Consider the following 22,402-nt stretch of genomic DNA (forward strand, 5'->3'; position numbering starts at 1 on the left):
CCACAGGCACCGGGGACAAGTCATTTTCGTGACAGTTGAGAGGTCCGCCTCCCTCGCCTACATCTGAAGGCGATGGCTGAACCCCCGCAGATTGATCGCTTTTCCGAGGAGCAGGCGACGTATGCCGTGCGCGGTCGCGACACGCCCGACCTCGACGCGGGCGTGTCGGCGATCCGCAACGTGCTGAAGACGTTGCCGGTGCGGCCGGGCGTCTACCGGATGCTCGATGCGGGCGGCGACGTGCTCTACGTGGGCAAGGCGCGCAGCCTCAAGAACCGCGTGACTAACTACACGCAGGTCGCGCGGCTGCCGAAGCGGTTGCAGCGCATGGTGTCGCTGACGCGCGCGATGACGATCGTCACCACCGCGAGCGAAGCCGAGGCGCTGCTGCTCGAAGCGCAGCTCATCAAGCGCTTCCGGCCCGCGTTCAACGTGCTGCTGCGCGACGACAAGAGTTTTCCGTTCATCTTCCTCAACGAAGACCACGCCTACCCGCGCATTTCGAAACATCGCGGCGCGCGAAAGGGCAAGGGCATCTATTTCGGCCCCTTCGCAAGCGCGGGCGCGGTGAACCGCACGCTGAACGCGCTTCAGAAGGTGTTCCTGCTCAGGAGCTGTTCGGACAGCTTCATGGCGAATCGCGCCCGCCCCTGTCTGCTCCACCAGATTCGCCGCTGCTCGGCGCCCTGCGTCGACCGGATCGATGCGGCGGGGTACGCGGAGCTTGTCGGAGATGCGAAGGACTTCCTTGCCGGCAAAAGCCAGGCCGTGCAGCGCAAGCTCGGCGAGGCCATGCAGATCGCCGCCGAAAAACAGGATTATGAACTGGCCGCGGTCTACCGCGACCGCCTGCGCGCGCTCACCTACATCCAGGGCCAGACGGGCACCGCCGAAGGCGTGAAGGACGTCGATGTCATCGCGCTCGCGGAAAAGGCCGGGCAGTTCTCGATCCAGGCGTTCTTCATTCGCGGCGGCCAGAACTGGGGCCACCGCGCCTTCTTCCCGAAGAACACGGCGGGCAGCACCCCCGAGGAGGTGCTGGGCAGCTTCATCGTACAATTCTACGAGGACATGCCGCTGCCGCCCGAAATCCTCGTCGACCGCCTGCCCACCGAATGCGATCTGATCGCGGAGGCGCTCTCCAGTCGCGGCCGCCGCAAGGTCGCAATCCGCCAGCCGCAGCGCGGCGCACTCAAACGCCTCGTCGATCAGGCGGCACGCAACGCCATCGAAGCGCTCGACCGCAACCTCGCCGAGGGCGCAACGCAAACCAAGCTGCTCGTCGAGCTTGCCGACATCTTCGAGCTGCCCGAACCACCGCGTCGCATCGAGGTTTACGACAACAGCCACATTCAGGGCACGAACGCCGGCGGCGGCATGATCGTCGCGGGGCCGGAGGGCTTCCTGAAGAACAGCTACCGCAAGTTCAACATCAAGGACGCATCGATCACGCCCGGCGATGATTTCGGCATGATGCGCCATGTGCTCGGCCGCCGCTTCGCGCGGCTGGGCAAGGAAGACCCAGACCGCAAGGGCTCGGACTGGCCCGATCTCGTGCTCATCGACGGCGGCAAGGGGCAGCTGTCTGCGGCCATGGATATCCTCGCCGAGCAGGGCATCGACGACGTGACGCTCGTCGGCGTCGCCAAGGGGCCGGACAGGAACGCCGGGCGCGAGGTGTTCCACCTGATGGACGGCCGCGAACTCACCCTGCCGCTCAATTCGCCGGTGCTGTTCTACCTCCAGCGTCTGCGCGACGAGGCGCACCGCTTCGCCATCGGCGCACACCGCGCCAAGCGCAGCAAGGCGATCGCCGCGAATCCCCTCGACGACGTGCCCGGCATCGGCCCGACCCGGAAGCGTGCGCTGCTGATGCACTTCGGCACGGCAAAGGCCGTGCGCTCCGCCGCACTCGAATCGCTGATGGCCGCGCCGGGCATTTCAAAGGCGATGGCCGAGGCGATCTACGACCACTTCCATCCGCGCGGATAAAGGCTAACGTGAGCGCGACTCGAATCGGGCCTTTGGGGAGGCGTTCCGTATGATGAAGCTCTACACCGCAGCGACGCCGAACGGTTACAAGGCCTCGGTCGCGCTCGAGGAAATGGGCTTCGATTACGAATTCGAGAAGATCGACCTCACCGGCGGTGTGCAGAAGCAGGACTGGTTCCTGGAGATCAACCCGAACGGCCGCATCCCGGCGTTCGTCCACGACGATTTCCCGATCTTCGAATCGGGCGCGATCATGCTCTACCTCGCCCGGATTTCCGGAAAATTCTATGGCACCGACGCCAAATCGCAGAGCCGTGTCGAGCAGTGGCTGATGTTCCAGATGGGCGGCATCGGCCCGATGATGGGTCAGGCGAACGTCTTCTACCGCTACTTCCCCGAAAAGATTCAGCCCGCGATCGACCGCTATCAGAACGAAGGCCGCCGCCTGTTCGAAGTGCTGGAGCGTCAGCTTTCGCGCACCGAATATCTCGCGGGCGACTATTCGATCGCAGACATGGCCAACTGGTGCTGGGTGCGCACGCACAAATGGTCTGGCATCCCGATCGACGGCCTGCCGAACCTCCAGCGCTGGCTTGAAGCGATCATGGCGCGCCCCGGTGTGCAGAAGGGCATCACCGTGCCCGAGGACATACGCGCGCGGATTCGCGACGACGATGAGGATTCGGCCAAGAAATTCGCCGAACAGGCACGCAAGATCGTGGTGACGGGCAAGCCCGCCTGATCGCCTTCAAGGAGGGGGGAAACAATGCAGATGTACCCGCTGACGCTGCTCGGCATGCTCGCCGCGCTGACCGTTTTCGTATGGGCGTCGATCCCGGTCGGGCAGGCGCGCGGCAAGCACGGTGTCAAGGCACCCGCCGTCACAGGCCATCCCGAGTTCGAGCGCGCCTTCCGCGCCCACCAGAACACGATGGAGCAGATCGTCCTGTTCCTGCCGCTCGTCTGGATCGTAGCGACGCTGTTCGGCGACCTTTGGGGCGGCATTTATTCGGCGGCCTGGGTGGTCGGCCGAATCGCTTACGTGATCGGCTACATCAAGGATGCGGAAAAGCGCGGCGCGGGCTTCCTCATCTCCAGCCTCGCCAGCCTCGCAGCACTGGTCGGCGCGATTGTCGCCGTAGTGATCGACCTCGTCCGCTAACCGTCGCAACGCTTCAGGAAATCCTCGATCAACGCCTTGTCGGGGCGGGCGAGCAGCGTCATCGCTGTCCCCTGCCCCGCCAGCGTTACACGCTTGCCGGCCCAGTCGCGCAAGAAGGTCGGCGGTAGGCTGGCCCGCGCGACGACCATCATCTCGCCCGAGGGATGATACTGGACCGACGCCATCAGCGGCGTGATCCGATTCGGCGGCCCGATGAGAAGCTGAGTACGCGTTCCTTCGGCCACGGACCGATCCGAATCCGCCGTGAAGAACGCGAGTTCGAAGACCTTGGCATCACGGTCGCAAACCGCGAACAGGTCCAGATCATCGCTGTTCGGTACGCCGTAGACCAGCTTCACGGCATTGCCCTCGGACGGCTCGGCATCGAAGATCGCCCAGCCGCGATTGTAAGTTGGCGCCCGCGTGGCGCAGGCCGCGACGAGCAGCAACATCGCAAGCGCGGCGACGCGCTTCATAGCCCCCTGAACTCCGCGAATTCGGCGAGCGGCACGCGCTTCGCATGGAGCTTGTTGGCCGGATCGTCGGGATCTTTCCAGCCGATCGCCATGCCGGTGAACAGCATCCATGCGTCCGGCGCGCCGAGGAATGTGCCGATCGTCTTGGGGTACATCGCCCAGCATTCCTGCGGGCAGGAATCGAGCCCTGCCTCGCGCAGCAGCAGCATCACGTTTTCGAGATACATGCCGAGATCGGACCATTGCGGCGGCCCCATCGTGCGGCTCACGTAGCAGAACAGCGCGACCGGCGCGCCGAAGAACATGAAGTTGCGCGCAAACCAGCGCCGCCGCGCTTCCCTGTCCTCACGCGGAATCCCGACATGGCCGTACATCTCCTCGCCGACCTGAAAACGGCGAGAGGCATAAGGTTCGCCGAGCGCCTTGGGGTAGATGTCGTATTCCATGTCCTCGCCGCGCGGCGCTTCGACGATGCGCCCCGCCATGATCTCTTTCAGCCGCGTCAGTTCGTCGCCGCCGACGGCATAGATGTGCCACGGCTGCAGGTTGCCGCCTGAAGGCGCGCGCGCCGCCTTCTCGATGATCTCGCGCAGCAACGCGGGATCAACGGGTCGATCGAGAAAGCCGCGTACCGAGCGGCGGGTTGCAATCGCTTCACTGACGTTCACTTCGATTCCCAAAGCCATGTTGAGCACGCGCATACGATAGCCTAACGTCCGCCCATGCTGTCCAGCCTCCCCAATCTACTCACGCTCTCGCGCATCCTCGCGGTGCCGCTTCTGGTCATCCTGATGTGGAACGCGAGCTGGTTTGGCTATCTCGTTGCGTTCGTTGTCTTCTGCATTGCCGGCGCGACCGATTACCTGGACGGATATCTCGCCCGCGCGCAGGGCACGGTTTCGAAGCTCGGCGTTTTTCTCGATCCGATCGCGGACAAGATCATGGTGGCGGGCGCGATCATCATGCTCGTGGAGAACAATATCGTTCGCGGCTGGACCGTGATTGCGGCGATCATCATCCTCATCCGCGAGATCACCGTGTCGGGGCTTCGCGAATATCTCGCCGGGATCCAGGTCTCCGTGCCTGTCAGCCGGCTCGCCAAGTGGAAGACCGCGTTTCAGATGATATCGCTCGGCGCACTGATTCTCGCGGGCGCGGCGGAGATCAGGTTCACGTCGCTCCCGGCCTATGAAGTGGGCGTTGCCTCGCTCTGGGCCGCCGCGATCCTCACGCTCGTCACAGGGTACGACTATCTTCGCGTCGGCCTCAAGCACATGGCCTGAACCGGTGAAGCTCGATCTCCTCTATTTTGCATGGGTGCGTGAACGCGTCGGCCTGGACGGCGAGACCCGCGACCTTGCCGCGAACACCGTGGGCGAAGCACTCGCGGCGCTTTCCGCGCTGGGGGACGGCTATGCGTCCGCCTTCGCCGAGCCGCACCGCCTGCGCTTCGCGCTCGATCAGGATTTTGTGGATGCGGACGCGGCGCTTCGCGAAGGCGCGGAGCTTGCCATCTTCCCGCCCGTGACCGGCGGATGATCACCGTCCGCGTTCAGACCGAAGCGTTCGATCTGGGCGCGGAGACCCGCGCGCTTTCGGACGGGCGCACCGATATCGGCGCCGTCGCCAGCTTCGTCGGCCTCGTGCGCGGCGGCGAGATCGAGGCGATGACGCTGGAACATTATCCGGCAATGACCGCGAAAGCGCTCGAAGCCATCGCCGCCGAGGCCGCAGCGCGCTGGCCGCTGCTCGGCGGAACGGTCATTCACCGGCACGGCAGGCTGCTTCCCGGCGATCCCATCGTGCTCGTCGCCATCGCCGCCACGCACCGCGGCGCCGCCTTCGACGCCTGCGCGTTCATCATGGACTATCTGAAGACCGGCGCGCCGTTCTGGAAAAAGGAAGAAACCGGCGGCGAGAGCCGCTGGGTCGAAGCCAAGGCCGAGGACGACGCCGCACGCGACCGCTGGAATTAGGGCGCGGGCGGCGGTTCGGGTTCGTCCGCGACAGCGTTGTTGATCCGATCCGAAAGCGCGCGCGCGGCCGCGCGAATCCCCTCCGCATCCTCAGGCGTATTGGCGATGACATTGCCGAGCTGACCAAGCAGCGCCGCCGCCCGCGCGACATCGATCTCTTCGCCGCGCATCACCGCCTCCGCATCCGGCCCGAGCAGGACCGAAAGGTCGACCTGCGCAGCGGCGTCCGCCTCTTCCCGCGCGCGCCGCTCTTCGGCCTGACGCTCGGAGATCTGCCGCACCTCCGGCAGCGCCTCCATCATGAACTCGTGCCACATCGCTGCCGGCATCGTGGAACCGAGCACGCCCTTCATCGGCGAATTGTCGTCATTGCCGACCCAGACGCCGACGACGAGATCGCCCGCGAAACCCACGAAGATCGCGTCGCGCGAATCCTGCGTCGTGCCGGTCTTGCCGAAGGCCGCGACCGGCAGCTTCGCACGCGTGCCCGTGCCGTAATCAATCGTGGCGCGCATCATTTCGCGCAACGCCGCGCGCTCGGGGAGACTATCGCCACCGAGCGCGCGCAGGCGTGACATCACGCCTTCATCGCGCGGCGGCGCCGAGACCGCATAGGGCGCCACCGGCGGCGTGCCGCCCGCAACCGACGCATACGCCGAAGTGAGATCGAGCAGCGACATCGTCGAGGTGCCGAGCGCGATGGTGAGGTCGTCGCCGATCTCGTCCTTGATGCCGAGATCGCGCGCCGCCTTGCGGATCGCCCCTGCCCCCACTTCGTTCGCCAGCCGTGCTGCCGCGACGTTGGAGGACAGCGCGAACGCGCGCTTCAGCGTGATCGGGCCGCGGTATTTGCCGTCGTTGTTCTTGGGGCTCCAGTCGCCGATGGTGACGGGCTCGTCCTCGATCTCGGTGTCGACATCCATGCCGCTGCGCAGCGCGGCGAGGTAGACGAACAGCTTGAACGCTGAGCCCGGCTGCCGCTTCGCCTGCACGGCGCGGTTGAATTCGCTCTTCTGGTAGTCCCGGCCGCCGACCATCGCGACGACGCGGCCGTCCGGGTGCATGGCGACGAGCGCCGCCTCGCCGACGTTGTGCCAGCCCGCGCGGTCGAGGTTGCGCTTCACGACGCGCTCGGCGAGCTTCTGCAGGCGGCTGTCGAGCGTCGTCGCGACCTTCACCTCGCCGAACGTGTCGGGCGCGCTGTTCGCAGCCTCGCTCCAGGCCCAGTCGGCGAAATAGCTCCCGGTCGGCAGACCTTTCCGGCCCGGACGCAGCGCCGCACGCCGGGCGCCGCGCCATTCCGTATCGGTGATGAGCCCCTGTTCCCTCATCGCGGCAATGACAAGCTTTCCGCGTTCGCGCGCAGCTTCATAGTTATTGGTCGGCGCGAGCCGCGACGGCGCTTTCACGAGACCCGCCAGCATCGCCGCCTCGCCGAGCGTCATCTGCTCGGGTTCCTTGCTGAAATACTGCTCCGACGCCGCGCGCAGGCCATAAGCACCGTCGCCGAAATAGACGCTGGAGAGGTAGCGCGAGAGGATTTCGTCCTTGGTCAGCCAGGCTTCCAGCCAGAAGGCGATGATCACCTCCTGCGCCTTGCGCGTCAGGCTGCGGTCGAGGCTGAGGAAGCTCGTCTTGGCAAGTTGCTGCGTGATCGTGGAGCCGCCCTGCACCACGCGGCCCGCCGCCGCGTTCGCCTGCGCGGCCCGCAGGATGCCGCGAATGTCGATGCCGATGTGATCGTAGAAACGCCGGTCCTCGATCGCGACGAACGCTTCGCCGACATGATCGGGCAGCTTCGTCACGTCGACCGGCTCGGCTTTGAAGCTGCCCCGGCGCGCGATCGGCGTGCCGTCGGCGGCAGTCAGCACCAGTGCAGGCGTTTCCAGCGGTTCGAGCGCCTTGCCGAGCGGCGCCGTGATCGCGAGCCACGCGACGATGCCGAAGAACACGAGAAGCACGCCCGCCGCGATCTTGGGAAGCCAGCGCAGCCAGCGGGAACGCGGCTTCGGCGCCTCGTCAGGAGGGGGGCCCTCCTCTCCGCCAAACTCGGCAGACCATGCGCGGTAATCATCCGGATCGAGCGACTCGACGCGCGGGCGGCGGAATATCATTGCGGAGTCGCCATTCTCATACTGTCATACTTACGCAAAACAGTGGCCCGTTCAATCAGTCGTGGGCGGCCGATGGGGCGATGCGTGGTGGGCCCGGAGGGACTCGAACCCCCAACCTAGCCGTTATGAGCGGCCAGCTCTAACCATTGAGCTACAGGCCCGTCGCCCCGCCTTTTCCCCCGTGCCGGACGACCGCAGCGCTTAGACGCTCAGGGCGTGCTCCGCAAGAGCGGCGGCCTTCCCGTCGCGCTGGGCATGGGCCGCAGCAACGACCTCCTCGACGCTGGCGGGCTTCACGCCGGCGCGCGTCAAAGTCGTCAGCACGCCATCCCACCAGGCATAGAAATCGGCGAGGTCGCGCGCATCGCGCACATAGGGCGTGTGGCCCGGCTCGACGGAAGGCGAATGGAAGGAGATGGAGAATATCTGCGTTCCAGCCTCGACGAGCAGCTCGATCGCCTGGATCGCCTCGTCGAGCGGTATGCCTTCGGGCGTCAGCGCCACGCGGCCGAGCAGCGAGGTGCGCGAGAGGAGACCGTTCAGGCGGGGCACGCGCGTTGCGAGTTCAAAAGCACGCTCGCCGAATACGCGCAGACCGCCGGTGAAGGTCGAGGTCAGCGGCAATTCGAGAAGTCGGCGTTCCGGCCCTGTCCAGTAAAGCTGCGGGCGGATGTTGCGGAAACTGGGGCCACCTTCGTCGCTGTAATCGAAATAGGGTCGAACGGACACGTCCATCCGATAGCCGAGTTCATCGAGCAGCGCCTCGGTGTTCGGCCCCACACCATAACGCCCTGCCCTGTAGACGATCGGCGCCGCGCCGAAGTTCTCGTCGATGGCCTCGGTCAGCGCCTTGATCTTGGCCCGCTCCACCTCGCGCGGCAGATTGCCGGGAAAGCTGTTCGGGCCGCCCACACGTTCGAGGAACGGCGGGTTCACCCACGGATGCAGCTGCGTGCCGATCGTGGCGCCGCCATTTTCGGAAAGTGCGCGCAGCACCTCGACGCTCTCGGGGGTCGTCGCCACCGGATAGTCGACCATGTACGCAGGCTTGATGTCGAAGCCGCGCATCAGACTGTGCACCTTCGGCAGCGACTTCACCGTTTTCACCGAAGTCGAATCGCGGCTCTTCGGCTGCGTCCAGTCGAACTCCTCTTCGGTGTCGACGAAAACGAGCACGCGTTGGCCGAATTCCGGGCCGAATGAGATGTACTGATTGTCCGAGGGGGCCAGCATGTCGCGACAATAAGCGTTCGGACGTTTCCGGCAAGTAAAGCTGCAAAAAGGGGAGGTTTCGGAAAGGGTTAGGTCCCCGGCTTCTTGGGAGGGAGGGAGGTGAAGCCGGGGACCCGTCTACCGAGGCCCGCGGGGAGGGAGGGGAGCGGGCCTTCGATTTCCTTTGCAGCGGTGTGTTGCTGCGTTGGAAGTGATGTACGGAAAGCCGGCTCTATTGTGCACTGCCGCAAATCACAATGCAGCTATGCGTCCAGCGCATAACTCTCGTCGATGTCGAGTGTCGCGGGGGTCATCTTCTCGATGAGAAAATCACGTAAAACTTTGATTCTTATAGCATTTCTAAGCTCGGGCACATAAACGAAATAGGTTCGGAATACTGGCCCCTGCACCTCCGGCAGGATCACCTTCACACGCCCGGAAGCCCGGATCAGATAGCTCGGCAATGCTGCGATGCCCACACCGGCTTCCACCGCCTGCAGGATCCCGAAAACACTGTTCACAACGAGCACCGGACGGCGCGGCGGCCCTTGATGCCCGACATCCTGAATCCAGTTGACGCCGCGAATCGTCGAAGGCGCGGTCTCACCGAAGGCGATGATGCGGTGATGATCGAGATCGGCGATGGTTTGCGGTACGCCGTAACGCGCGAAATAGTCGGGTGAACCGCACAGGCGGTAGCGGATCGCTGCGAGCTGCCGCTGCACCAGATCGTTCTGCGTGGAGGGATGAAACCGGATGGCGACATCCGCCTCTCGCCTTTGAAGGTCGAGATCGTCATCCGCCAGCACCATGTTGATCTCGATATCCGGGTAACGCTCCAGAAATTCGGGAAGCATGGTCGGCAGCCACGTCGAGCCGAACGACATGGTCGTTGTCAGCCGAATCTCACCGGTCGGCCGGTCTTTGGAAAGATCGATCGCCTGGCGCGTGCGTTCGACGCTTTCGAACATCTCGGTGGTGGTGGCGGCAAGCTGCTCGCCCTCATGCGTCATCGCGAGGCCGCGCGCGTGGCGATGGAACAGCTTGGCGCCGAGCGTCTCCTCGAGCGATGCGATCTGGCGCGACAGCGCCGGCTGGCTCATGCCAAGCCGGCGCGAAGCCTCGGTGAAGCTGCCCGCTTCCGATACCGTATGAAAAAGCCTGAGCTTTTCCCAGTCGAGCACGGCTACTCGGCCGCTTCCGCGAGTCCGGCTTCATTGTGCGCAAGGAAGCGCTCGGCCTCCAACGCCGCCATGCAGCCCATGCCGGCGGCCGTCACGGCCTGACGGAACACCTTGTCCTTCACGTCGCCCGCCGCGAACACGCCGGGCACGGAGGTTGCGGTGCTGTCGGGCGCGGTGAGGATATAGCCCTCCCCGTCCATGTTCAGCTTGCCCTTGAACAGCGCCGTCGCCGGATCGTGACCGATCGCGATGAACAGGCCGTCGACATCGAGCGTACGGTCGGACCCGCCGTTCGTGCCGCGCAGCTTGAGGCCGGTGACGCCAAGCGGATCGCTGGCGCCGATCACTTCGGCGACCTCTGCGTTCCAGACAGCCTCGACCTTCGGATTGGCGAGCAGGCGCGCCTGGTTCGTCTTGTCCGCGCGCAGTTCGTCGCGGCGGTGGATCAGATACACCTTCTGCGCGAAGTTGGTGAGGAACAGCGCTTCCTCCACGGCCGTGTTGCCGCCGCCGACCACCGCGACGGTCTTGCCGCGATAGAAGAAGCCGTCGCAGGTCGCGCAGGCCGAAACGCCAAAGCCGCGGAAGCGTCCCTCGCTCTCAAGCCCGAGCCAGCGCGCCTGCGCGCCGGTCGCGATCACGACCGTATCGGCGAGGTAGACGTTCCCCGAATCGAGCGTCAGCCGAAACGGCCGCTGCAAGAAATCCACGTCGGAGACAATGTCATCGACGATCTCTGCGCCCACGTGCTTCGCCTGCGCAGCCATTTTCTCCATGAGGTCGGGGCCCATGATCATCGATTCGCCCGGCCAATTCTCGACATCCGTGGTGATGGTGAGTTGTCCACCCGGCTGCAGGCCACGGATGATGACGGGATTGAGCGCTGCGCGCGCCGCATAGACGCCGGCCGTATATCCCGCCGGACCCGAACCAATCACCGCAACGCGAACCTGCTTCGTATCACCCATCACACCTCATCCCTGCTGCCCAAAAGTCGACAGGAGATGTAGTCGCTGGATGCGCGAATTACGAGGCCTCGCTTGCGTCTTCATCCTGACGCTGCGGCGGCTGCCCGAGCGGGATCGAAAGCTCGAAGACATGCGGCGCCAACCGGAACGTGCCGCCCACCGTCGCGGCAAGACTGCCGACAAGCTTGAGCCCGAAGCCAACGCCCAGAATCGGTGCTGCGTCCTCGCCGCGCGGGATGCCCGCAGGATCGAACAGCTCGTCCTCGCTCTTGCCGAGCGTGGCACGCGGCCGGGTCACTGCAACGCGAAGCGCACTGCCTTCGGCCTGCACGATCACCAGAACCGATTCGTCGGCCGCTGCAGAAGCCACGGCGGCGGTGAGCAGACGCGCCAGCGCGCGCTCGAAAATAGACGAATCGGAAGCGACGGCAGGGATATTGTCGGCCACGAAAGGCACCAGCGCCACGCCGCGATCCCCGGCGAGCCCCTCGTAGCGCGCGATCACCTCACGCGCCTTCGCGGCCGCATCGAACGTGCCGAGTCCCGGCCGGTAACGTCCCTGCTCGATACGCGCGGCATCTGACAGGTCATCGAACGCGCTCAGCAGCTTCTCAGCCTGCTTCAGAATGCTGCCCGCCTGCGATCGGTATTCGGCCCCCGCCTCGCCAAGGATTTCACCCTCGATCAGCTGCGCGAAGCCGATGATGGCGTTGAGCGGCGTCCGCACCTCGTGCGCCATCGTCGCGAACGCCTCGCTCGACGCACCCGTGCCGAAGAGGCCCGCCGCCTGCGATGCCGCCACGGCAATGCGCTCGGGCGGATCGAGCGCGATCGCGCTTCCCCAATAGCCCGTGAAACGCCCGGTCTTGCGATCGAACTGCGGCAGGCCGGACATGCGCCAGCGGCCGGGAAGCCCAAGCTCCGGCTGGCAGGTGACGATCACGTCGCGGAACGGCACGCGGCGCTCCGCCGCGCGGCGCACCTGCCCACTGCCGTCCGGCGTATCGAACTCGACAAGCCAGTGGCCGACAAGCTGCGGCGGCGTCGCCGGGCTTTCGATGAGAACGCCCTGCTCGTCGCAGCGCCAGGTCCATCGGCGTTCCAGCTCCTCGACAGGCGGGCTTTCACGCGATTCGAAGCCAGCTTCACCTGGGGCTTCGCCATCTTCGGGCTCGTGCCCGCGCGAGCGGAATGCCGAAATCCGATCCAGCAGTTCCTTTATCTGGCTGCGCCCCGATTCGAGCGCCGGGGCGGCCGGTTCATCGAGCACTGCGGGCGGCATCGTGGGCGCGAAGCGGGCTTTGTCGACCACGGCGGCGGGCGTTACGGCAATCGCGGCATCGGGCACGAACAGCCGTTCAGCCCCACCCCCGGCAGCAGGCCCCGCACCGCCCGAGAGCAGCTCACGCACCGGCCCCGGCAGATCGCGGCGAGACAGCATCCCGGCATGGAGGTGCCTCGGCGCGCGTCTTGCGAGCCGCCACCATTCCGGCTCGTCGAGGCGCGCGACCTGCAGCATCCGGTCGTAGTGGTGCGAAACATGGCCCCGGAACAGGCGCAGGTGCAGGCTCCGCGCACCCGCGCGCGCCGCCTTGTCGATCATCGCGTTCCTGAGCGATTCGGGCACATCCCGGCTCAGCCGCGACAGTGCCCGCAGCGCACGCCGCCGCAGGCGCGCATCCGCGCAATCCCGGCGCTGGAGCGACAGGTCGATGAGCTGACGAAAGGCAGCCGCGCGGGCGTCGGGAGAATCCCGCTCCGCCAGCGCAACGGCCGTTCTTATGGTATCGTCATGGCGCATCGCGGAATCGCGCAGTCCTTTCGGGAACGTAATGTGTCCCGTTTGGCGCGAATTTTGAAGTCTTCCGGTTAAATCCGCCTTTACGACGTGTTCGAATTGCGCTTCTTCGCAACTATATTATAACCGTTCGCAAGAAATCATTGAAAGGTTGCGGCGAATGCCGTCGAATCGACATATTATCGACGAAACCGACCGGATCGTTTTGAAAAGCCTTCAGGATGAAGGCCGCCTCACCAATGTCGATCTCGCCGCACGCGCCGGACTCACCGCTCCCCCGACGCTCCGCCGCGTCCGCGCGCTCGAAACCGCCGGGATCATCCGGGGCTACCATGCGGACCTCAATCCCGAGGCGCTCGGCTACAGCATCATGGTCTTCGCGATGGTCAGCCTCAAGAGTCAGGCGGAGAACGACCTCCGCGCCTTCGAGGAGCACGTCGCGCAGCTCCCGCCCGTTCGCGAATGCCACATGCTGAACGGCGAGATCGACTTCATCCTGAAAATCGTCGCGCACGACCTTCAGGAGTTCCAGCGCTTCCTCACCGCGCATCTCACCTCGGCGCCGAACGTCGAGCACGTGAAAACGTCGCTCACCATCCGCACCTCGAAGAACCAGCCGGGCATCCCCGTCGACGACGCCTGACCGGGCGTTTTACCAGATCTTGCCAGGCATGACCGGATGCGAGGCGGACAATCCGCCGTCGACCGCAACCGCCTGCCCGTTCACATAGGACGCATCGCCCGAAACGAGGAATGCCGCCAGCCGCGCGACCTCGATCGGCTGCGCGGCGCGTTTCAGCGGGTTGAGCTGGCCGATCTTGCCTTCGGTGCCGCGTTCGCGCGCCATATCGAACATCGGTTGCGTCATCCCGGTTTCGATGACGCCGGGGCAGATCGCGTTGATGCGGATGCCCGTGCCGGAAAGCTGGTAGGCGCTCGTCTGCACGAAGTTGATCACGCCGGCCTTCGACGCGCTGTACGGCGAGCCGCCCGCGCCCGATCGAATACCCGCGACCGAGGCCGTGCAGAGGATTGCCCCCTTCCCCGTCTTCACCATCTCGCGCGCAGCGGCCTGCACCAGCAGGAACACGCCGATCAGGTTTACGCGCAGCACCTGTTCCCACTCGCTGACCTCAAGCTCGAGCAGCCGGTTGAAGCCGCCGGAAATGCCGGCGTTGGCAAAGGCGATGTCGAGCGGACCGTCCGCCGTCGCCGCCACCACGAGGCTATCGACGAAGCTCTTGTCGCCAGCGTCTCCAGTGAAGGCCGTGGCCGCACTCCCGATCTCGGCGGCGACATCGCGAACCGCATCGCTGCGGTCGGCGATGAAGACGCGCGCGCCTTCCTCCGCGAAAAGCCGTGCGCTGGCGCGGCCGATGCCACTCGCCGCGCCCGTGATGATCGCCGTCTTGCCTGCGAGCTTGCCCATATCGCGCCTCCCTCTGGTCCGGAGGCTATTTGTGACGTCACATCACCGCGGCGTCAGCTATGAAAACGGTCATCCACGAGCGGCTGCGGCGCCGCGTGTCAGCCCGAAAAAGGCCACCGCAGCGATCGTGAGCGACACGCACATCACCGCCGCCATGGGAACCGCCGTCCCGTCCGCGAACAGGCTGGCAATCGTCATCGCGAGGCCGCCCACCGTGAAACCGGTAGCCCCCATCAGCGCGCTGATCGAGCCCGCCCGAGACGGGTCCACGCTAAGCGCACCCGCGCTCGCATTGCCCATCATGAAGCCGAAGCTGGAAAGAATGCCGAACAGCATCACCATCGCCACCGGAAGCCCGCCGACGTCCAGAAGCGCAAACACGAGGAACGTGAACCCGAACAAGGCGGCGATGATACTCGCAACGGCAAGGATGCTGTCGGCCCGGAAGCGCGCAAGCGCAAAGCGATTGAACTGGCTGGCAAGCACAAGTCCGAGGGCATTGATCCCGAAAAGCCAACCGAAACCGGTCGGCGAAACACCGTGGGTGCCCATTATGAGCGCCGGAGACGCCGAGATATAGGTGAACAGGCACGCGCTGTTGCAGGCGCTCGCGAGCATATAGCCGAGCAGCTTGCGGTTGGTCGCCAGCAGCGTCAGCGCGGCGATCGGATGCTCGCCCCGCGCTGTCGCTTCGGTCGCATCGGAGCGCGTCTCGCCGAGACGGAACAGAACGGCGTAGAGCATCAAGAGACCGAACAGCGTCATGAAGACGAAAATCGCCCGCCAATTCGTCACCACCATCAGATAGCTGCCGAGCAGCGGTGCCAGCACCGGCGCCAGCCCGAACACGAGCATGATCATCGAGAACACCCGCGCCGATTCCTGATGATCGAACACGTCTCGAACGATGGCGCGTGAAATCACCATACCCGCGCAGGCTCCCAGCCCCTGTCCGAAGCGAAGTGCGGCAAGCATGTTGGGAGACGTCGCGAAAACGCACAGCACGGACGCCAGCACATAAATGGCAATGCCCGCGATCAGCGGCGGCTGCCGCCCGATCCGGTCCGAAAGCGGCCCGTAGAACAACTGCCCGAGTGCGAGGCCCGCAAGGAAAGTCGCCAGCGAGCGTTCGACGACACCATCGGATGCGCCGAAATCCGCGGCGATCACGGGAAGCGCGGGCAGGTACATGTCGATCGAGAGTGCACCAAACGCCGTCAGGCCGCCCAGCAGGACGACCATGCCCAGCGTCGATTTCGACGCATTTTCCCGTGAAGTTCCGTGCACGCTTCCTGTTCCTCTAGGCGGGTGACTCTCCGCACAGGTGTCACTATGCGTGATCGCCGATTCGGGCCATCGGATGGAGAAATGCCGCTATGACTGCCATCAACGACGTTGTCGACCTTTCCCGCGACGGGGAAATCGCCGTGATCACGGTGAATTCGCCGCCCGTGAACGCGCTCTCCGCGCCGGTGCGCGACGGCATCGCGGAGGGCGTGACGTCTGCCGTGGCCGACGCCGAAGTGAAGGCGATCGTGCTGATTTGCGCGGGCCGCACGTTCATTGCCGGCGCCGACATCACTGAGTTCGGCAAACCGCCGCGCGGCACCAGCCTGCACCAGATGATCGACGTCATCGAAAGCGCGACGAAGCCGGTGATCGCCGCGATTCATGGTACCGCGCTTGGCGGCGGTCTCGAAACCGCGCTCGGAGCGCACTACCGCGTCGCCGTGCCGTCCGCGAAACTCGGTCTTCCCGAAGTGAAACTCGGCCTCCTTCCCGGCGCGGGCGGCACGCAGCGCCTGCCGCGCGTCGTCGGCGCTGAAGCCGCGCTCAAGATGGTCACGTCCGGAAACCCGATCGGTGCGAAGGCGGCGCTCGATTCGGGCCTCGTCGACGAACTCGTCGATGAAGCCAACCTCCGCGGCGGTGCGATTACCTTCGCGCAGAAGGTCGTCGCCGAAAATCGCGCGCTCAAAAAAATTCGTGACCGCAGCATCACCGCAGATCCTGCGCTGTTCGCCGAATTCCGCGCCGCGAACGCCCGTAAGTTCCGCGGCTTCGATGCTCCCGAGGCCAACATCAAGTGCATCGAGGCCGCCGTCACCCTGCCCTTCGAGGAGGGCATGAAGCGCGAGCGCGAGCTGTTCATGGGGCTGATGACGGGCACGCAGTCTGCCGCACAGCGGCACATCTTCTTCGCCGAACGTCAGGCTGCACGCATCAAGGATCTGCCGGAAGGCACCACGCCACGCCCCGTGAAGTCGGTGGGCGTGATCGGCGCGGGCACGATGGGCGGCGGCATTTCCATGAACTTCCTGTCGGCGGGCATCCCGGTCACGATCGTGGAAACAAACCCCGAAGCGCTCGAGCGCGGCGTCGGCATCATGCGCAAGAACTATGCGGCAAGCGCCGCCAAGGGAGCGCTCAAAGCCGAAGCGGTCGAAGCTAACATGGGGCGCCTCACCCCCGTGCTCGACCTCGAAGCGCTGAAGGACTGCGACCTCATCATCGAGGCGGTGTTCGAGGACATGGCCATCAAGAAGGAGATTTTCGCGAAGCTCGACCGCATCGCGAAGCCCGGCGCGATCCTCGCCAGCAACACCTCGTACCTCGACGTCGACGAGATCGCCTCGGCCACATCGCGGCCGCAGGATGTCGTCGGCCTCCACTTCTTCTCGCCCGCGAACGTGATGAAACTGCTCGAGGTCGTCCGCGGCGCGAAAACGGCGCCTGATGTGCTGGCCACCGCGATGGGCCTCGCCAAGACGATCGGCAAGGTCGCAGTCGTCGCCGGTGTCTGCTTCGGCTTCATCGGCAACCGTATGCTGCGCGCCCGTCAGGATCAGGCGCAGGCGCTGATCCTCGAAGGCGCAATGCCGTGGGACGTCGACCGCGTGCTCTACGACTTCGGGTTCCCGATGGGGCCGTTCCAGATGGCCGATCTCGCCGGGCTCGACATCGGCTGGTCCGCCGCGACCTCCAAGGGCGAAACCGTGCGCGACCGGCTCTGCGAAGCAGGCAAGCGCGGGCAGAAGACGGGCAGCGGCTTCTACGACTACGACGAGAAGCGCAACCGCACGCCCTCGAAGGTCGCCGAGGAGATCATCCTTGCGAAGTCTGCCGAACTCGGCATCGCGCGCCGGCAGATTTCTGACGCGGAGATTCTTGAACGCTGCATCTATCCGATGATCAACGAGGGGGCGAAGATCCTGGAAGAGGGCATCGCACAGCGCCCGTCCGACATCGATGTCGCGTGGATCTACGGCTACGGCTTCCCTGTCTACCGCGGCGGCCCGATGTTCTACGGAGACACCGTCGGTCTCAAGGCCCTACTCGAAGGCCTCGAAAAGTACCAGAAAGCCCACGGCGCCGCCTTCGAGCCCGCCGCGCTCCTCACCAAGCTCGCGGCCGAAGGGAAGGCCTTCCGCGACCTCAACTAAGACATACGCGGAACAATCCGCCGTTTGCTTCGCTTTATTGGCTCAGGTTCAGCACCTGAGCCAATAGAGGGAGCTCGCCATGAATCTCATACTCGTGCTTATTGTCGGCGGTCTGATCGGCTGGGTTGCCAGCATGATCATGCGTACGGATGCCCAACAGGGGCTTTTCCTCAATATCGTGGTCGGCGTCGTCGGCGCGCTTATCGCCGGCTTCCTGCTCGGTGGCGGTGCATCGATCCTGAACGCACCCCTTAACCTGATGACCATCCTGTGGTCACTGCTGGGCGCGGTCGTCTTGCTGGCAATCGTCAATCTGGTTCGTCGCGGCGCTGTCCGCTAGCATCAGGTTGCTGCGAACGAAAAGGGCGTCCCACGGGACGCCCTTTTTTTGTTACGCTTCCGAGCGGAACTTTAGAATTTTGCCCGGTTCACGCGGCGGCTCGCCCTTGGGCAGCGCATCGATGTGCTCCATGCCCTCGATCACCTCGCCCCACACCGTATACTGGCGGTCGAGGAAGCGGGCGTCATCGAAGCAGATGAAGAACTGGCTGTTGCCCGAGTTGGGGTTCGCCGAGCGCGCCATCGAGCAGACGCCGCGCACGTGCGGCACGTCGTTGAATTCAGCCTTGAGATCGGGCTTGTCGGATCCGCCCATGCCTGTGCCGGTGGGATCGCCGCCCTGCGCCATGAAGCCGGGGATCACGCGGTGGAACACGACACCATCGTAAAAGCCTTCGTCGGCAAGCGTCTGAATGCGTTCCACATGGCCCGGCGCCACATCGGGACGAAGGCGGATTTTCACATCGCCCGTTGCGAGCGTCATCACGAGTGTATCTGCGGTCACGGCTTGTCCTTTTTGCTGATATAGGGCTTGCCGCGTCCCTAGCCGTTGGGCAAAAGCACGCGCAAGTGAATAAGGGCGGTTAGCTCAGTTGGTAGAGCATCTCGTTTACACCGAGAGGGTCGGCGGTTCGAGCCCGTCACCGCCCACCACCTTCCCTGCGGAACCCCGGAACGCCCTCACCCGTTGAGCGGAAAACCGCAATGGAAGGATCCGCATGACAGACGTTTTCAAGCTTTTGAAGGCCGACCACGACAGGCACCGCGCGCTTCTCAAAGCGCTCGACGAGATGAGGGGCGACAGCCCGGAACGGCGCGAACTCTTCGAAGCCTTTCGCGTAGAGGTCAGCGCGCACGCCAACGCCGAGGAGCAATCGCTCTATGCCGTCATGCTCGGCAATCCGGATCTCCAGAAGGAAGGCCGTCATTCGGTCGCGGAGCACAAGGAAATCGACGACTTCCTGGAAGAACTCCAGGAGGCGGACATGGCCACCCCCGAATGGGAAGCGACCTTCCGCAAGATGAAGCACCGCTACGAACACCACATCGACGAGGAAGAAGAGGACATCTTCCCCGCCGCGGAACAAGAATTGTCGCGTGCGTGTGAAGAGGAACTCGGCGGCGTGTTCGCGAAGCGAAAGGCTGCCGAAAAGGCTGAAATTCGTGCAGAGTCATAAAGGAAATGGTGGGCGCGACAGGGATTGAACCTGTGACCCCTCCCGTGTGAAGGGAGTGCTCTACCGCTGAGCTACGCGCCCGCCGGATGTACCGGACCGGCGGAGCAGATACGGTCCTGCCCTGCCCCTGTCCAGCCCGTTTCTGACGAAACATGCCCCAAAATGCGAAGGGCGCCGCGGATGCGACGCCCTTCGACTAAACCCTTGCGGGCGCGGTCTTAGTTGACCGCGTCCTTCAGGCCCTTGCCGGCCTTGAACTTGGGCTGCACGCTGGCGGCGATCTTCATCGTTTCGCCCGTGCGCGGGTTACGGCCCGTCGAAGCCTTGCGCTTCGCCGTCGCGAAGGTGCCGAAGCCGACGAGGCGAACTTCGTCACCCTTCTTCAGGGCCTTCGTGATGCTCTCGAACACGGCCTCAACGGCCTTGCCCGCGTCAACGCGCGAAAGACCTGCTGCGTCCGCAACCGAGCCGATAAGTTCCTGCTTGTTCATTCCCTGTACCCCCAAGACGGAAGAGTGGTTGGATCGGCGAATAAAAGCCGGGCGCCATGTAAGTGCCCGGCTTTATGAGAGTCAAAGGGAAAACCGCAGAATTTGGGGCTTTCCCGAACTTTTTATCGCTTTTTCGTCTCAATGACGGACGGAAAGGTCTCCAGCCTCCGAAGCCGGAGCCACGGCGGGCGCCGGAAGCACCGGTTCGACCCACTCGATTGGCTCGATAGGACGCACGAGCGCCGCCGCAAGCACCTGATCGACGTGACTCACGGGACGAATCGTCAGCCCCTCCTTCACGTTCGCCGGAATATCAGCGAGGTCCTTCTCGTTTTCTGCCGGGATCAGCACCGTGGTGATTCCCCCGCGCAGTGCCGCGAGCAGCTTCTCCTTGAGACCCCCGATCGGCAGCACACGGCCGCGCAGCGTCACCTCGCCCGTCATCGCCACATCTTTGCGAACGGGAATGCCGGTCAGCGTCGAAACGATCGAGGTCACCATGCCGACGCCCGCCGAGGGGCCATCCTTCGGCGTCGCGCCTTCCGGCACGTGCACGTGGATGTCCTTGACCTGGAACACGGTCGGCTTGATGCCATACTGCGGCGCGCGCGACTTGATGAACGAGTTCGCGGCTTCGATCGATTCCTTCATCACGTCGCCAAGCTTGCCGGTCGTGCGGATCGCGCCCTTGCCGGGTACCGTCACCGCCTCGATGGTCAAAAGCTCGCCGCCCACTTCCGTCCAGGCGAGGCCGGTGGTCGCGCCGACCTGATCCTCTTCCTCGCCGATGCCGAAGCGGAATTTCTGGACGCCGGCATATTCGCCGAGGTTTTCCGGTGTGATCGTGACCTTCTCGGCTTTACCCTCCAGAATCTGGCGGAGCGCCTTGCGTGCCAGTCTGGCCAGCTCGCGTTCGAGCGTGCGGACGCCCGCCTCGCGGGTGTAGTAGCGGATAAGGTCGCGCAGGCCTGCGTCCAGAATCGCGAACTCGCCATCCTTCAGGCCGTGCGACTCGATCTGCTTCGGCAGCAGGTGCGCCTTGGCGATCTCCAGCTTCTCGTCCTCGGTGTAGCCCGAGAGGCGGATGATCTCCATGCGGTCGAGCAGCGGCTGCGGCATGTTGAGGCTGTTCGCCGTCGTCACGAACATCACGTCCGAAAGGTCGTAATCGACCTCCAGATAGTGATCGTTGAACTTGGCGTTCTGCTCCGGATCGAGCACCTCGAGCAGCGCCGACGACGGATCGCCGCGGAAATCCTGACCCAGCTTGTCGATCTCGTCGAGCAGGAAGAGCGGGTTAGACGTACCAGCCTTCTTCAGGTTCTGGATGATCTTGCCGGGCATCGAGCCGATGTACGTGCGCCGGTGGCCGCGAATCTCGGCCTCGTCGCGCACGCCGCCGAGCGACTGGCGAATGAACTCGCGCCCCGTCGCCTTGGCGATCGAGCGGCCGAGCGAGGTCTTGCCGACACCGGGCGGGCCGACGAGGCACAGGATCGGCCCCTTCAGCTTGTTCGCACGGCTCTGCACCGCGAGATATTCGAGGATGCGCTCCTTGACCTTGTCGAGGCCGTAGTGGTCCTCATCCAGAATCTTCTCGGCTGCGCGGATATCCTTGCGAACCTTCGTCTTCTTGCCCCAGGGCAGCGCCAGCAGCGTGTCGAGGTAGTTGCGCACCACCGTCGCTTCGGCAGACATCGGCGACATCGCCTTCAGCTTCTTCAGCTCGCCTTCCGCCTTGTCGCGGGCTTCCTTGGAAAGCTTGGCCTTCTTGACCTTGTCGGCGAGCTCATCGACCTCGCTGCGGCCCTCATCGTCGCCGTCGCCCAGCTCGCGCTGAATCGCCTTGAGCTGCTCGTTTAGGTAGTATTCGCGCTGCGTCTTCTCCATCTGGCGCTTGACGCGGTTGCGGATCTTCTTCTCGACCTGCAGCACGCCCATCTCGCCTTCCATGAAACCGAAGACCATCTCCAGCCGTTTCGACGGCGAGCGCTCGGAGAGCAGCGCCTGCTTGTCCGCGATCTTCAGGCTGAGGTTGGACGCGATCGTGTCGGCGAGACGCGAGGGTTCCTCGATCTGGCCGACCTGCACGACGACTTCCGGCGCCACCTTCTTGTTGAGGCGCACGTACTGCTCGAAATGCTTCACCGCCGAGCGCACGAGGGCTTCGAGGTCGGCCTCGTCGGCGCCCTCTTCCTCGATCGGCGCAACGTCCGCCTCCAGATAGGAATCTTCCACGCGCACGGTCTTCACTTCGGCGCGGTGCTGACCTTCCACGAGCACCTTCACGGTGCCGTCCGGCAGCTTCAGCAGCTGGAGCACCGTGGCGACGGTGCCGACATCATAGAGATCCTTGCCTTCGGGGTCTTCCTCGGCAGGGTCGCGCTGCGAGAGCAGCAGGACGTTCTTGTTCGCCGTCATCACCGCTTCGAGCGCCGCGACGGACTTTTCGCGCCCGACGAACAGCGGCACGATCATCTGCGGGAAAACCACGATGTCGCGCAACGGGAGGACGGGATAGGTCTCGGTCATTCTCTCAACAACTCCACAGCCAGGCGCGTCACCAAGGGCAGCGCGCGCCTCCTTGTGTGCCAATATGGGCACGGTCGCGGCGCTGCACAATGGCGACCCTACATGCTT

Annotated in this window: 22 protein-coding genes and 3 tRNA genes; 11 read left to right on the forward strand and 14 right to left on the reverse strand. The window is 64.6% G+C overall.

Features of this window, described 5'->3' with window-relative positions:
• Window positions 1-72: 72 nt before the first annotated feature.
• The 3 genes from uvrC to ACE3TJ_RS01995 are packed head-to-tail and all read left to right on the forward strand — an operon-like array spanning window position 73 to window position 3,154.
• Window positions 73-1,992: an excinuclease ABC subunit UvrC gene (gene uvrC / locus ACE3TJ_RS01985; RefSeq protein WP_374593341.1), complete on the forward strand. Its 1,920-nt coding sequence runs from the start codon at window positions 73-75 to the stop codon at window positions 1,990-1,992.
• A 49-nt stretch (window positions 1,993-2,041) separates the two neighbouring features.
• Window positions 2,042-2,734 carry a glutathione S-transferase family protein gene (locus ACE3TJ_RS01990; protein WP_374593343.1) on the forward strand — a complete coding sequence of 231 codons (693 nt, stop codon included), beginning with the start codon at window positions 2,042-2,044 and terminating at the stop codon, window positions 2,732-2,734.
• A gap of 24 nt (window positions 2,735-2,758) precedes the next feature.
• Window positions 2,759-3,154 carry an MAPEG family protein gene (locus ACE3TJ_RS01995; RefSeq protein ID WP_374593345.1) on the forward strand — a complete coding sequence of 132 codons (396 nt, stop codon included), beginning with the start codon at window positions 2,759-2,761 and terminating at the stop codon, window positions 3,152-3,154.
• Here ACE3TJ_RS01995 and ACE3TJ_RS02000 read toward each other — a convergent pair.
• Window positions 3,151-3,630, reverse strand: coding sequence for a hypothetical protein (locus ACE3TJ_RS02000; RefSeq protein ID WP_374593347.1), 480 nt, complete (start codon window positions 3,628-3,630; stop codon window positions 3,151-3,153). The two genes, ACE3TJ_RS01995 and ACE3TJ_RS02000, sit on opposite strands and share 4 nt — an antisense overlap.
• Window positions 3,627-4,331 carry a nitroreductase gene (locus tag ACE3TJ_RS02005; protein ID WP_374593349.1) on the reverse strand — a complete coding sequence of 235 codons (705 nt, stop codon included), beginning with the start codon at window positions 4,329-4,331 and terminating at the stop codon, window positions 3,627-3,629. Before ACE3TJ_RS02005 ends, ACE3TJ_RS02000 begins: the two co-directional genes overlap by 4 nt.
• A gap of 24 nt (window positions 4,332-4,355) precedes the next feature.
• Here ACE3TJ_RS02005 and pgsA point away from each other — a divergent pair, with 24 nt between their 5' ends.
• The 3 genes from pgsA to ACE3TJ_RS02020 are packed head-to-tail and all read left to right on the forward strand — an operon-like array spanning window position 4,356 to window position 5,606.
• Complete coding sequence (gene pgsA / locus ACE3TJ_RS02010; RefSeq protein ID WP_374599273.1) at window positions 4,356-4,913, forward strand: CDP-diacylglycerol--glycerol-3-phosphate 3-phosphatidyltransferase; 558 nt, start codon at window positions 4,356-4,358, stop codon at window positions 4,911-4,913.
• A 4-nt stretch (window positions 4,914-4,917) separates the two neighbouring features.
• Complete coding sequence (moaD, locus tag ACE3TJ_RS02015) at window positions 4,918-5,169, forward strand: molybdopterin converting factor subunit 1 (protein WP_374593351.1); 252 nt, start codon at window positions 4,918-4,920, stop codon at window positions 5,167-5,169.
• Window positions 5,166-5,606: a molybdenum cofactor biosynthesis protein MoaE gene (locus ACE3TJ_RS02020; protein ID WP_374593353.1), complete on the forward strand. Its 441-nt coding sequence runs from the start codon at window positions 5,166-5,168 to the stop codon at window positions 5,604-5,606. The genes moaD and ACE3TJ_RS02020 overlap by 4 nt, the downstream gene beginning before the upstream one ends.
• Here ACE3TJ_RS02020 and ACE3TJ_RS02025 read toward each other — a convergent pair.
• The 6 genes from ACE3TJ_RS02025 to ACE3TJ_RS02050 all read right to left on the reverse strand — a co-directional run bounded on the left by ACE3TJ_RS02025 (window position 5,603) and on the right by ACE3TJ_RS02050 (window position 12,885).
• Window positions 5,603-7,720: a transglycosylase domain-containing protein gene (locus ACE3TJ_RS02025; protein WP_374593355.1), complete on the reverse strand. Its 2,118-nt coding sequence runs from the start codon at window positions 7,718-7,720 to the stop codon at window positions 5,603-5,605. The two genes, ACE3TJ_RS02020 and ACE3TJ_RS02025, sit on opposite strands and share 4 nt — an antisense overlap.
• Window positions 7,721-7,805: 85 nt before the next feature.
• Window positions 7,806-7,881: transfer RNA gene (locus tag ACE3TJ_RS02030), tRNA-Ile, on the reverse strand.
• 40 nt (window positions 7,882-7,921) lie between these two features.
• Window positions 7,922-8,896 (reverse strand): polysaccharide deacetylase family protein, encoded by a 975-nt coding sequence (locus ACE3TJ_RS02035; protein WP_374593357.1) that lies wholly within the window; start codon window positions 8,894-8,896, stop codon window positions 7,922-7,924.
• 299 nt (window positions 8,897-9,195) lie between these two features.
• Window positions 9,196-10,116, reverse strand: a complete 921-nt coding sequence (locus ACE3TJ_RS02040; protein ID WP_374593359.1) for a LysR family transcriptional regulator — start codon at window positions 10,114-10,116, stop codon at window positions 9,196-9,198.
• 2 nt (window positions 10,117-10,118) lie between these two features.
• Window positions 10,119-11,084 carry a thioredoxin-disulfide reductase gene (trxB, locus tag ACE3TJ_RS02045; RefSeq protein ID WP_374593361.1) on the reverse strand — a complete coding sequence of 322 codons (966 nt, stop codon included), beginning with the start codon at window positions 11,082-11,084 and terminating at the stop codon, window positions 10,119-10,121.
• A gap of 58 nt (window positions 11,085-11,142) precedes the next feature.
• Window positions 11,143-12,885: a sensor histidine kinase gene (locus tag ACE3TJ_RS02050; RefSeq protein ID WP_374593363.1), complete on the reverse strand. Its 1,743-nt coding sequence runs from the start codon at window positions 12,883-12,885 to the stop codon at window positions 11,143-11,145.
• Window positions 12,886-13,042: 157 nt separating this feature from the next.
• Here ACE3TJ_RS02050 and ACE3TJ_RS02055 point away from each other — a divergent pair, with 157 nt between their 5' ends.
• Window positions 13,043-13,525, forward strand: coding sequence for an Lrp/AsnC family transcriptional regulator (locus ACE3TJ_RS02055; RefSeq protein ID WP_293781529.1), 483 nt, complete (start codon window positions 13,043-13,045; stop codon window positions 13,523-13,525).
• Between the two features lie 9 nt (window positions 13,526-13,534).
• On the opposite strand, the gene ACE3TJ_RS02060 is transcribed toward ACE3TJ_RS02055, so the two are convergent.
• Window positions 13,535-14,311 carry an SDR family NAD(P)-dependent oxidoreductase gene (locus tag ACE3TJ_RS02060; RefSeq protein WP_374593366.1) on the reverse strand — a complete coding sequence of 259 codons (777 nt, stop codon included), beginning with the start codon at window positions 14,309-14,311 and terminating at the stop codon, window positions 13,535-13,537.
• 69 nt (window positions 14,312-14,380) lie between these two features.
• Window positions 14,381-15,598: a multidrug effflux MFS transporter gene (locus tag ACE3TJ_RS02065; RefSeq protein WP_374593368.1), complete on the reverse strand. Its 1,218-nt coding sequence runs from the start codon at window positions 15,596-15,598 to the stop codon at window positions 14,381-14,383.
• Between the two features lie 89 nt (window positions 15,599-15,687).
• Here ACE3TJ_RS02065 and ACE3TJ_RS02070 point away from each other — a divergent pair, with 89 nt between their 5' ends.
• Complete coding sequence (locus ACE3TJ_RS02070; protein ID WP_374593370.1) at window positions 15,688-17,754, forward strand: 3-hydroxyacyl-CoA dehydrogenase NAD-binding domain-containing protein; 2,067 nt, start codon at window positions 15,688-15,690, stop codon at window positions 17,752-17,754.
• A 79-nt stretch (window positions 17,755-17,833) separates the two neighbouring features.
• Window positions 17,834-18,094, forward strand: a complete 261-nt coding sequence (locus ACE3TJ_RS02075; RefSeq protein WP_121049302.1) for a GlsB/YeaQ/YmgE family stress response membrane protein — start codon at window positions 17,834-17,836, stop codon at window positions 18,092-18,094.
• Between the two features lie 51 nt (window positions 18,095-18,145).
• On the opposite strand, the gene ACE3TJ_RS02080 is transcribed toward ACE3TJ_RS02075, so the two are convergent.
• Entirely contained in the window at window positions 18,146-18,577 is a 432-nt protein-coding gene (locus ACE3TJ_RS02080; RefSeq protein ID WP_374599275.1) for a peptidylprolyl isomerase, read from the reverse strand.
• 94 nt (window positions 18,578-18,671) lie between these two features.
• On the opposite strand from ACE3TJ_RS02080, the gene ACE3TJ_RS02085 reads away from it, so the two are divergent.
• A tRNA-Val gene (locus ACE3TJ_RS02085) sits at window positions 18,672-18,747 on the forward strand.
• Between the two features lie 65 nt (window positions 18,748-18,812).
• Window positions 18,813-19,271: a hemerythrin domain-containing protein gene (locus ACE3TJ_RS02090; RefSeq protein ID WP_374593372.1), complete on the forward strand. Its 459-nt coding sequence runs from the start codon at window positions 18,813-18,815 to the stop codon at window positions 19,269-19,271.
• Window positions 19,272-19,277: 6 nt separating this feature from the next.
• Here ACE3TJ_RS02090 and ACE3TJ_RS02095 read toward each other — a convergent pair.
• From ACE3TJ_RS02095 to lon, 3 genes are all read right to left on the reverse strand, one after another.
• Window positions 19,278-19,352: transfer RNA gene (locus ACE3TJ_RS02095), tRNA-Val, on the reverse strand.
• Window positions 19,353-19,489: 137 nt separating this feature from the next.
• Window positions 19,490-19,762: an HU family DNA-binding protein gene (locus ACE3TJ_RS02100; RefSeq protein WP_121049309.1), complete on the reverse strand. Its 273-nt coding sequence runs from the start codon at window positions 19,760-19,762 to the stop codon at window positions 19,490-19,492.
• Between the two features lie 138 nt (window positions 19,763-19,900).
• Entirely contained in the window at window positions 19,901-22,294 is a 2,394-nt protein-coding gene (gene lon / locus ACE3TJ_RS02105) for an endopeptidase La (RefSeq protein WP_374593375.1), read from the reverse strand.
• Window positions 22,295-22,402: the final 108 nt, after the last annotated feature.

Origin of the sequence: Sphingosinicella sp. (genome assembly GCF_041916975.1) — a bacterium.
GTDB lineage: Bacteria > Pseudomonadota > Alphaproteobacteria > Sphingomonadales > Sphingomonadaceae > Sphingosinicella.

What these genes read in the sequence shown, in the direction of transcription:
- uvrC (WP_374593341.1), top strand. Translation starts at nt 73, where the DNA reads ATGGCTGAACCCCCGCAGATTGATCGCTTTTCCGAGGAGCAGGCGACG.
- ACE3TJ_RS01990 (WP_374593343.1), top strand. Translation starts at nt 2,042, where the DNA reads ATGATGAAGCTCTACACCGCAGCGACGCCGAACGGTTACAAGGCCTCG.
- ACE3TJ_RS01995 (WP_374593345.1), top strand. Translation starts at nt 2,759, where the DNA reads ATGCAGATGTACCCGCTGACGCTGCTCGGCATGCTCGCCGCGCTGACC.
- ACE3TJ_RS02000 (WP_374593347.1), bottom strand. Translation starts at nt 3,630, where the DNA reads ATGAAGCGCGTCGCCGCGCTTGCGATGTTGCTGCTCGTCGCGGCCTGC.
- ACE3TJ_RS02005 (WP_374593349.1), bottom strand. Translation starts at nt 4,331, where the DNA reads ATGCGCGTGCTCAACATGGCTTTGGGAATCGAAGTGAACGTCAGTGAA.
- ACE3TJ_RS02020 (WP_374593353.1), top strand. Translation starts at nt 5,166, where the DNA reads ATGATCACCGTCCGCGTTCAGACCGAAGCGTTCGATCTGGGCGCGGAG.
- ACE3TJ_RS02025 (WP_374593355.1), bottom strand. Translation starts at nt 7,720, where the DNA reads ATGATATTCCGCCGCCCGCGCGTCGAGTCGCTCGATCCGGATGATTAC.
- trxB (WP_374593361.1), bottom strand. Translation starts at nt 11,084, where the DNA reads ATGGGTGATACGAAGCAGGTTCGCGTTGCGGTGATTGGTTCGGGTCCG.
- ACE3TJ_RS02050 (WP_374593363.1), bottom strand. Translation starts at nt 12,885, where the DNA reads ATGCGCCATGACGATACCATAAGAACGGCCGTTGCGCTGGCGGAGCGG.
- ACE3TJ_RS02055 (WP_293781529.1), top strand. Translation starts at nt 13,043, where the DNA reads ATGCCGTCGAATCGACATATTATCGACGAAACCGACCGGATCGTTTTG.
- ACE3TJ_RS02060 (WP_374593366.1), bottom strand. Translation starts at nt 14,311, where the DNA reads ATGGGCAAGCTCGCAGGCAAGACGGCGATCATCACGGGCGCGGCGAGT.
- ACE3TJ_RS02070 (WP_374593370.1), top strand. Translation starts at nt 15,688, where the DNA reads ATGACTGCCATCAACGACGTTGTCGACCTTTCCCGCGACGGGGAAATC.
- ACE3TJ_RS02075 (WP_121049302.1), top strand. Translation starts at nt 17,834, where the DNA reads ATGAATCTCATACTCGTGCTTATTGTCGGCGGTCTGATCGGCTGGGTT.
- ACE3TJ_RS02080 (WP_374599275.1), bottom strand. Translation starts at nt 18,577, where the DNA reads ATGACGCTCGCAACGGGCGATGTGAAAATCCGCCTTCGTCCCGATGTG.
- ACE3TJ_RS02090 (WP_374593372.1), top strand. Translation starts at nt 18,813, where the DNA reads ATGACAGACGTTTTCAAGCTTTTGAAGGCCGACCACGACAGGCACCGC.
- ACE3TJ_RS02100 (WP_121049309.1), bottom strand. Translation starts at nt 19,762, where the DNA reads ATGAACAAGCAGGAACTTATCGGCTCGGTTGCGGACGCAGCAGGTCTT.
- lon (WP_374593375.1), bottom strand. Translation starts at nt 22,294, where the DNA reads ATGACCGAGACCTATCCCGTCCTCCCGTTGCGCGACATCGTGGTTTTC.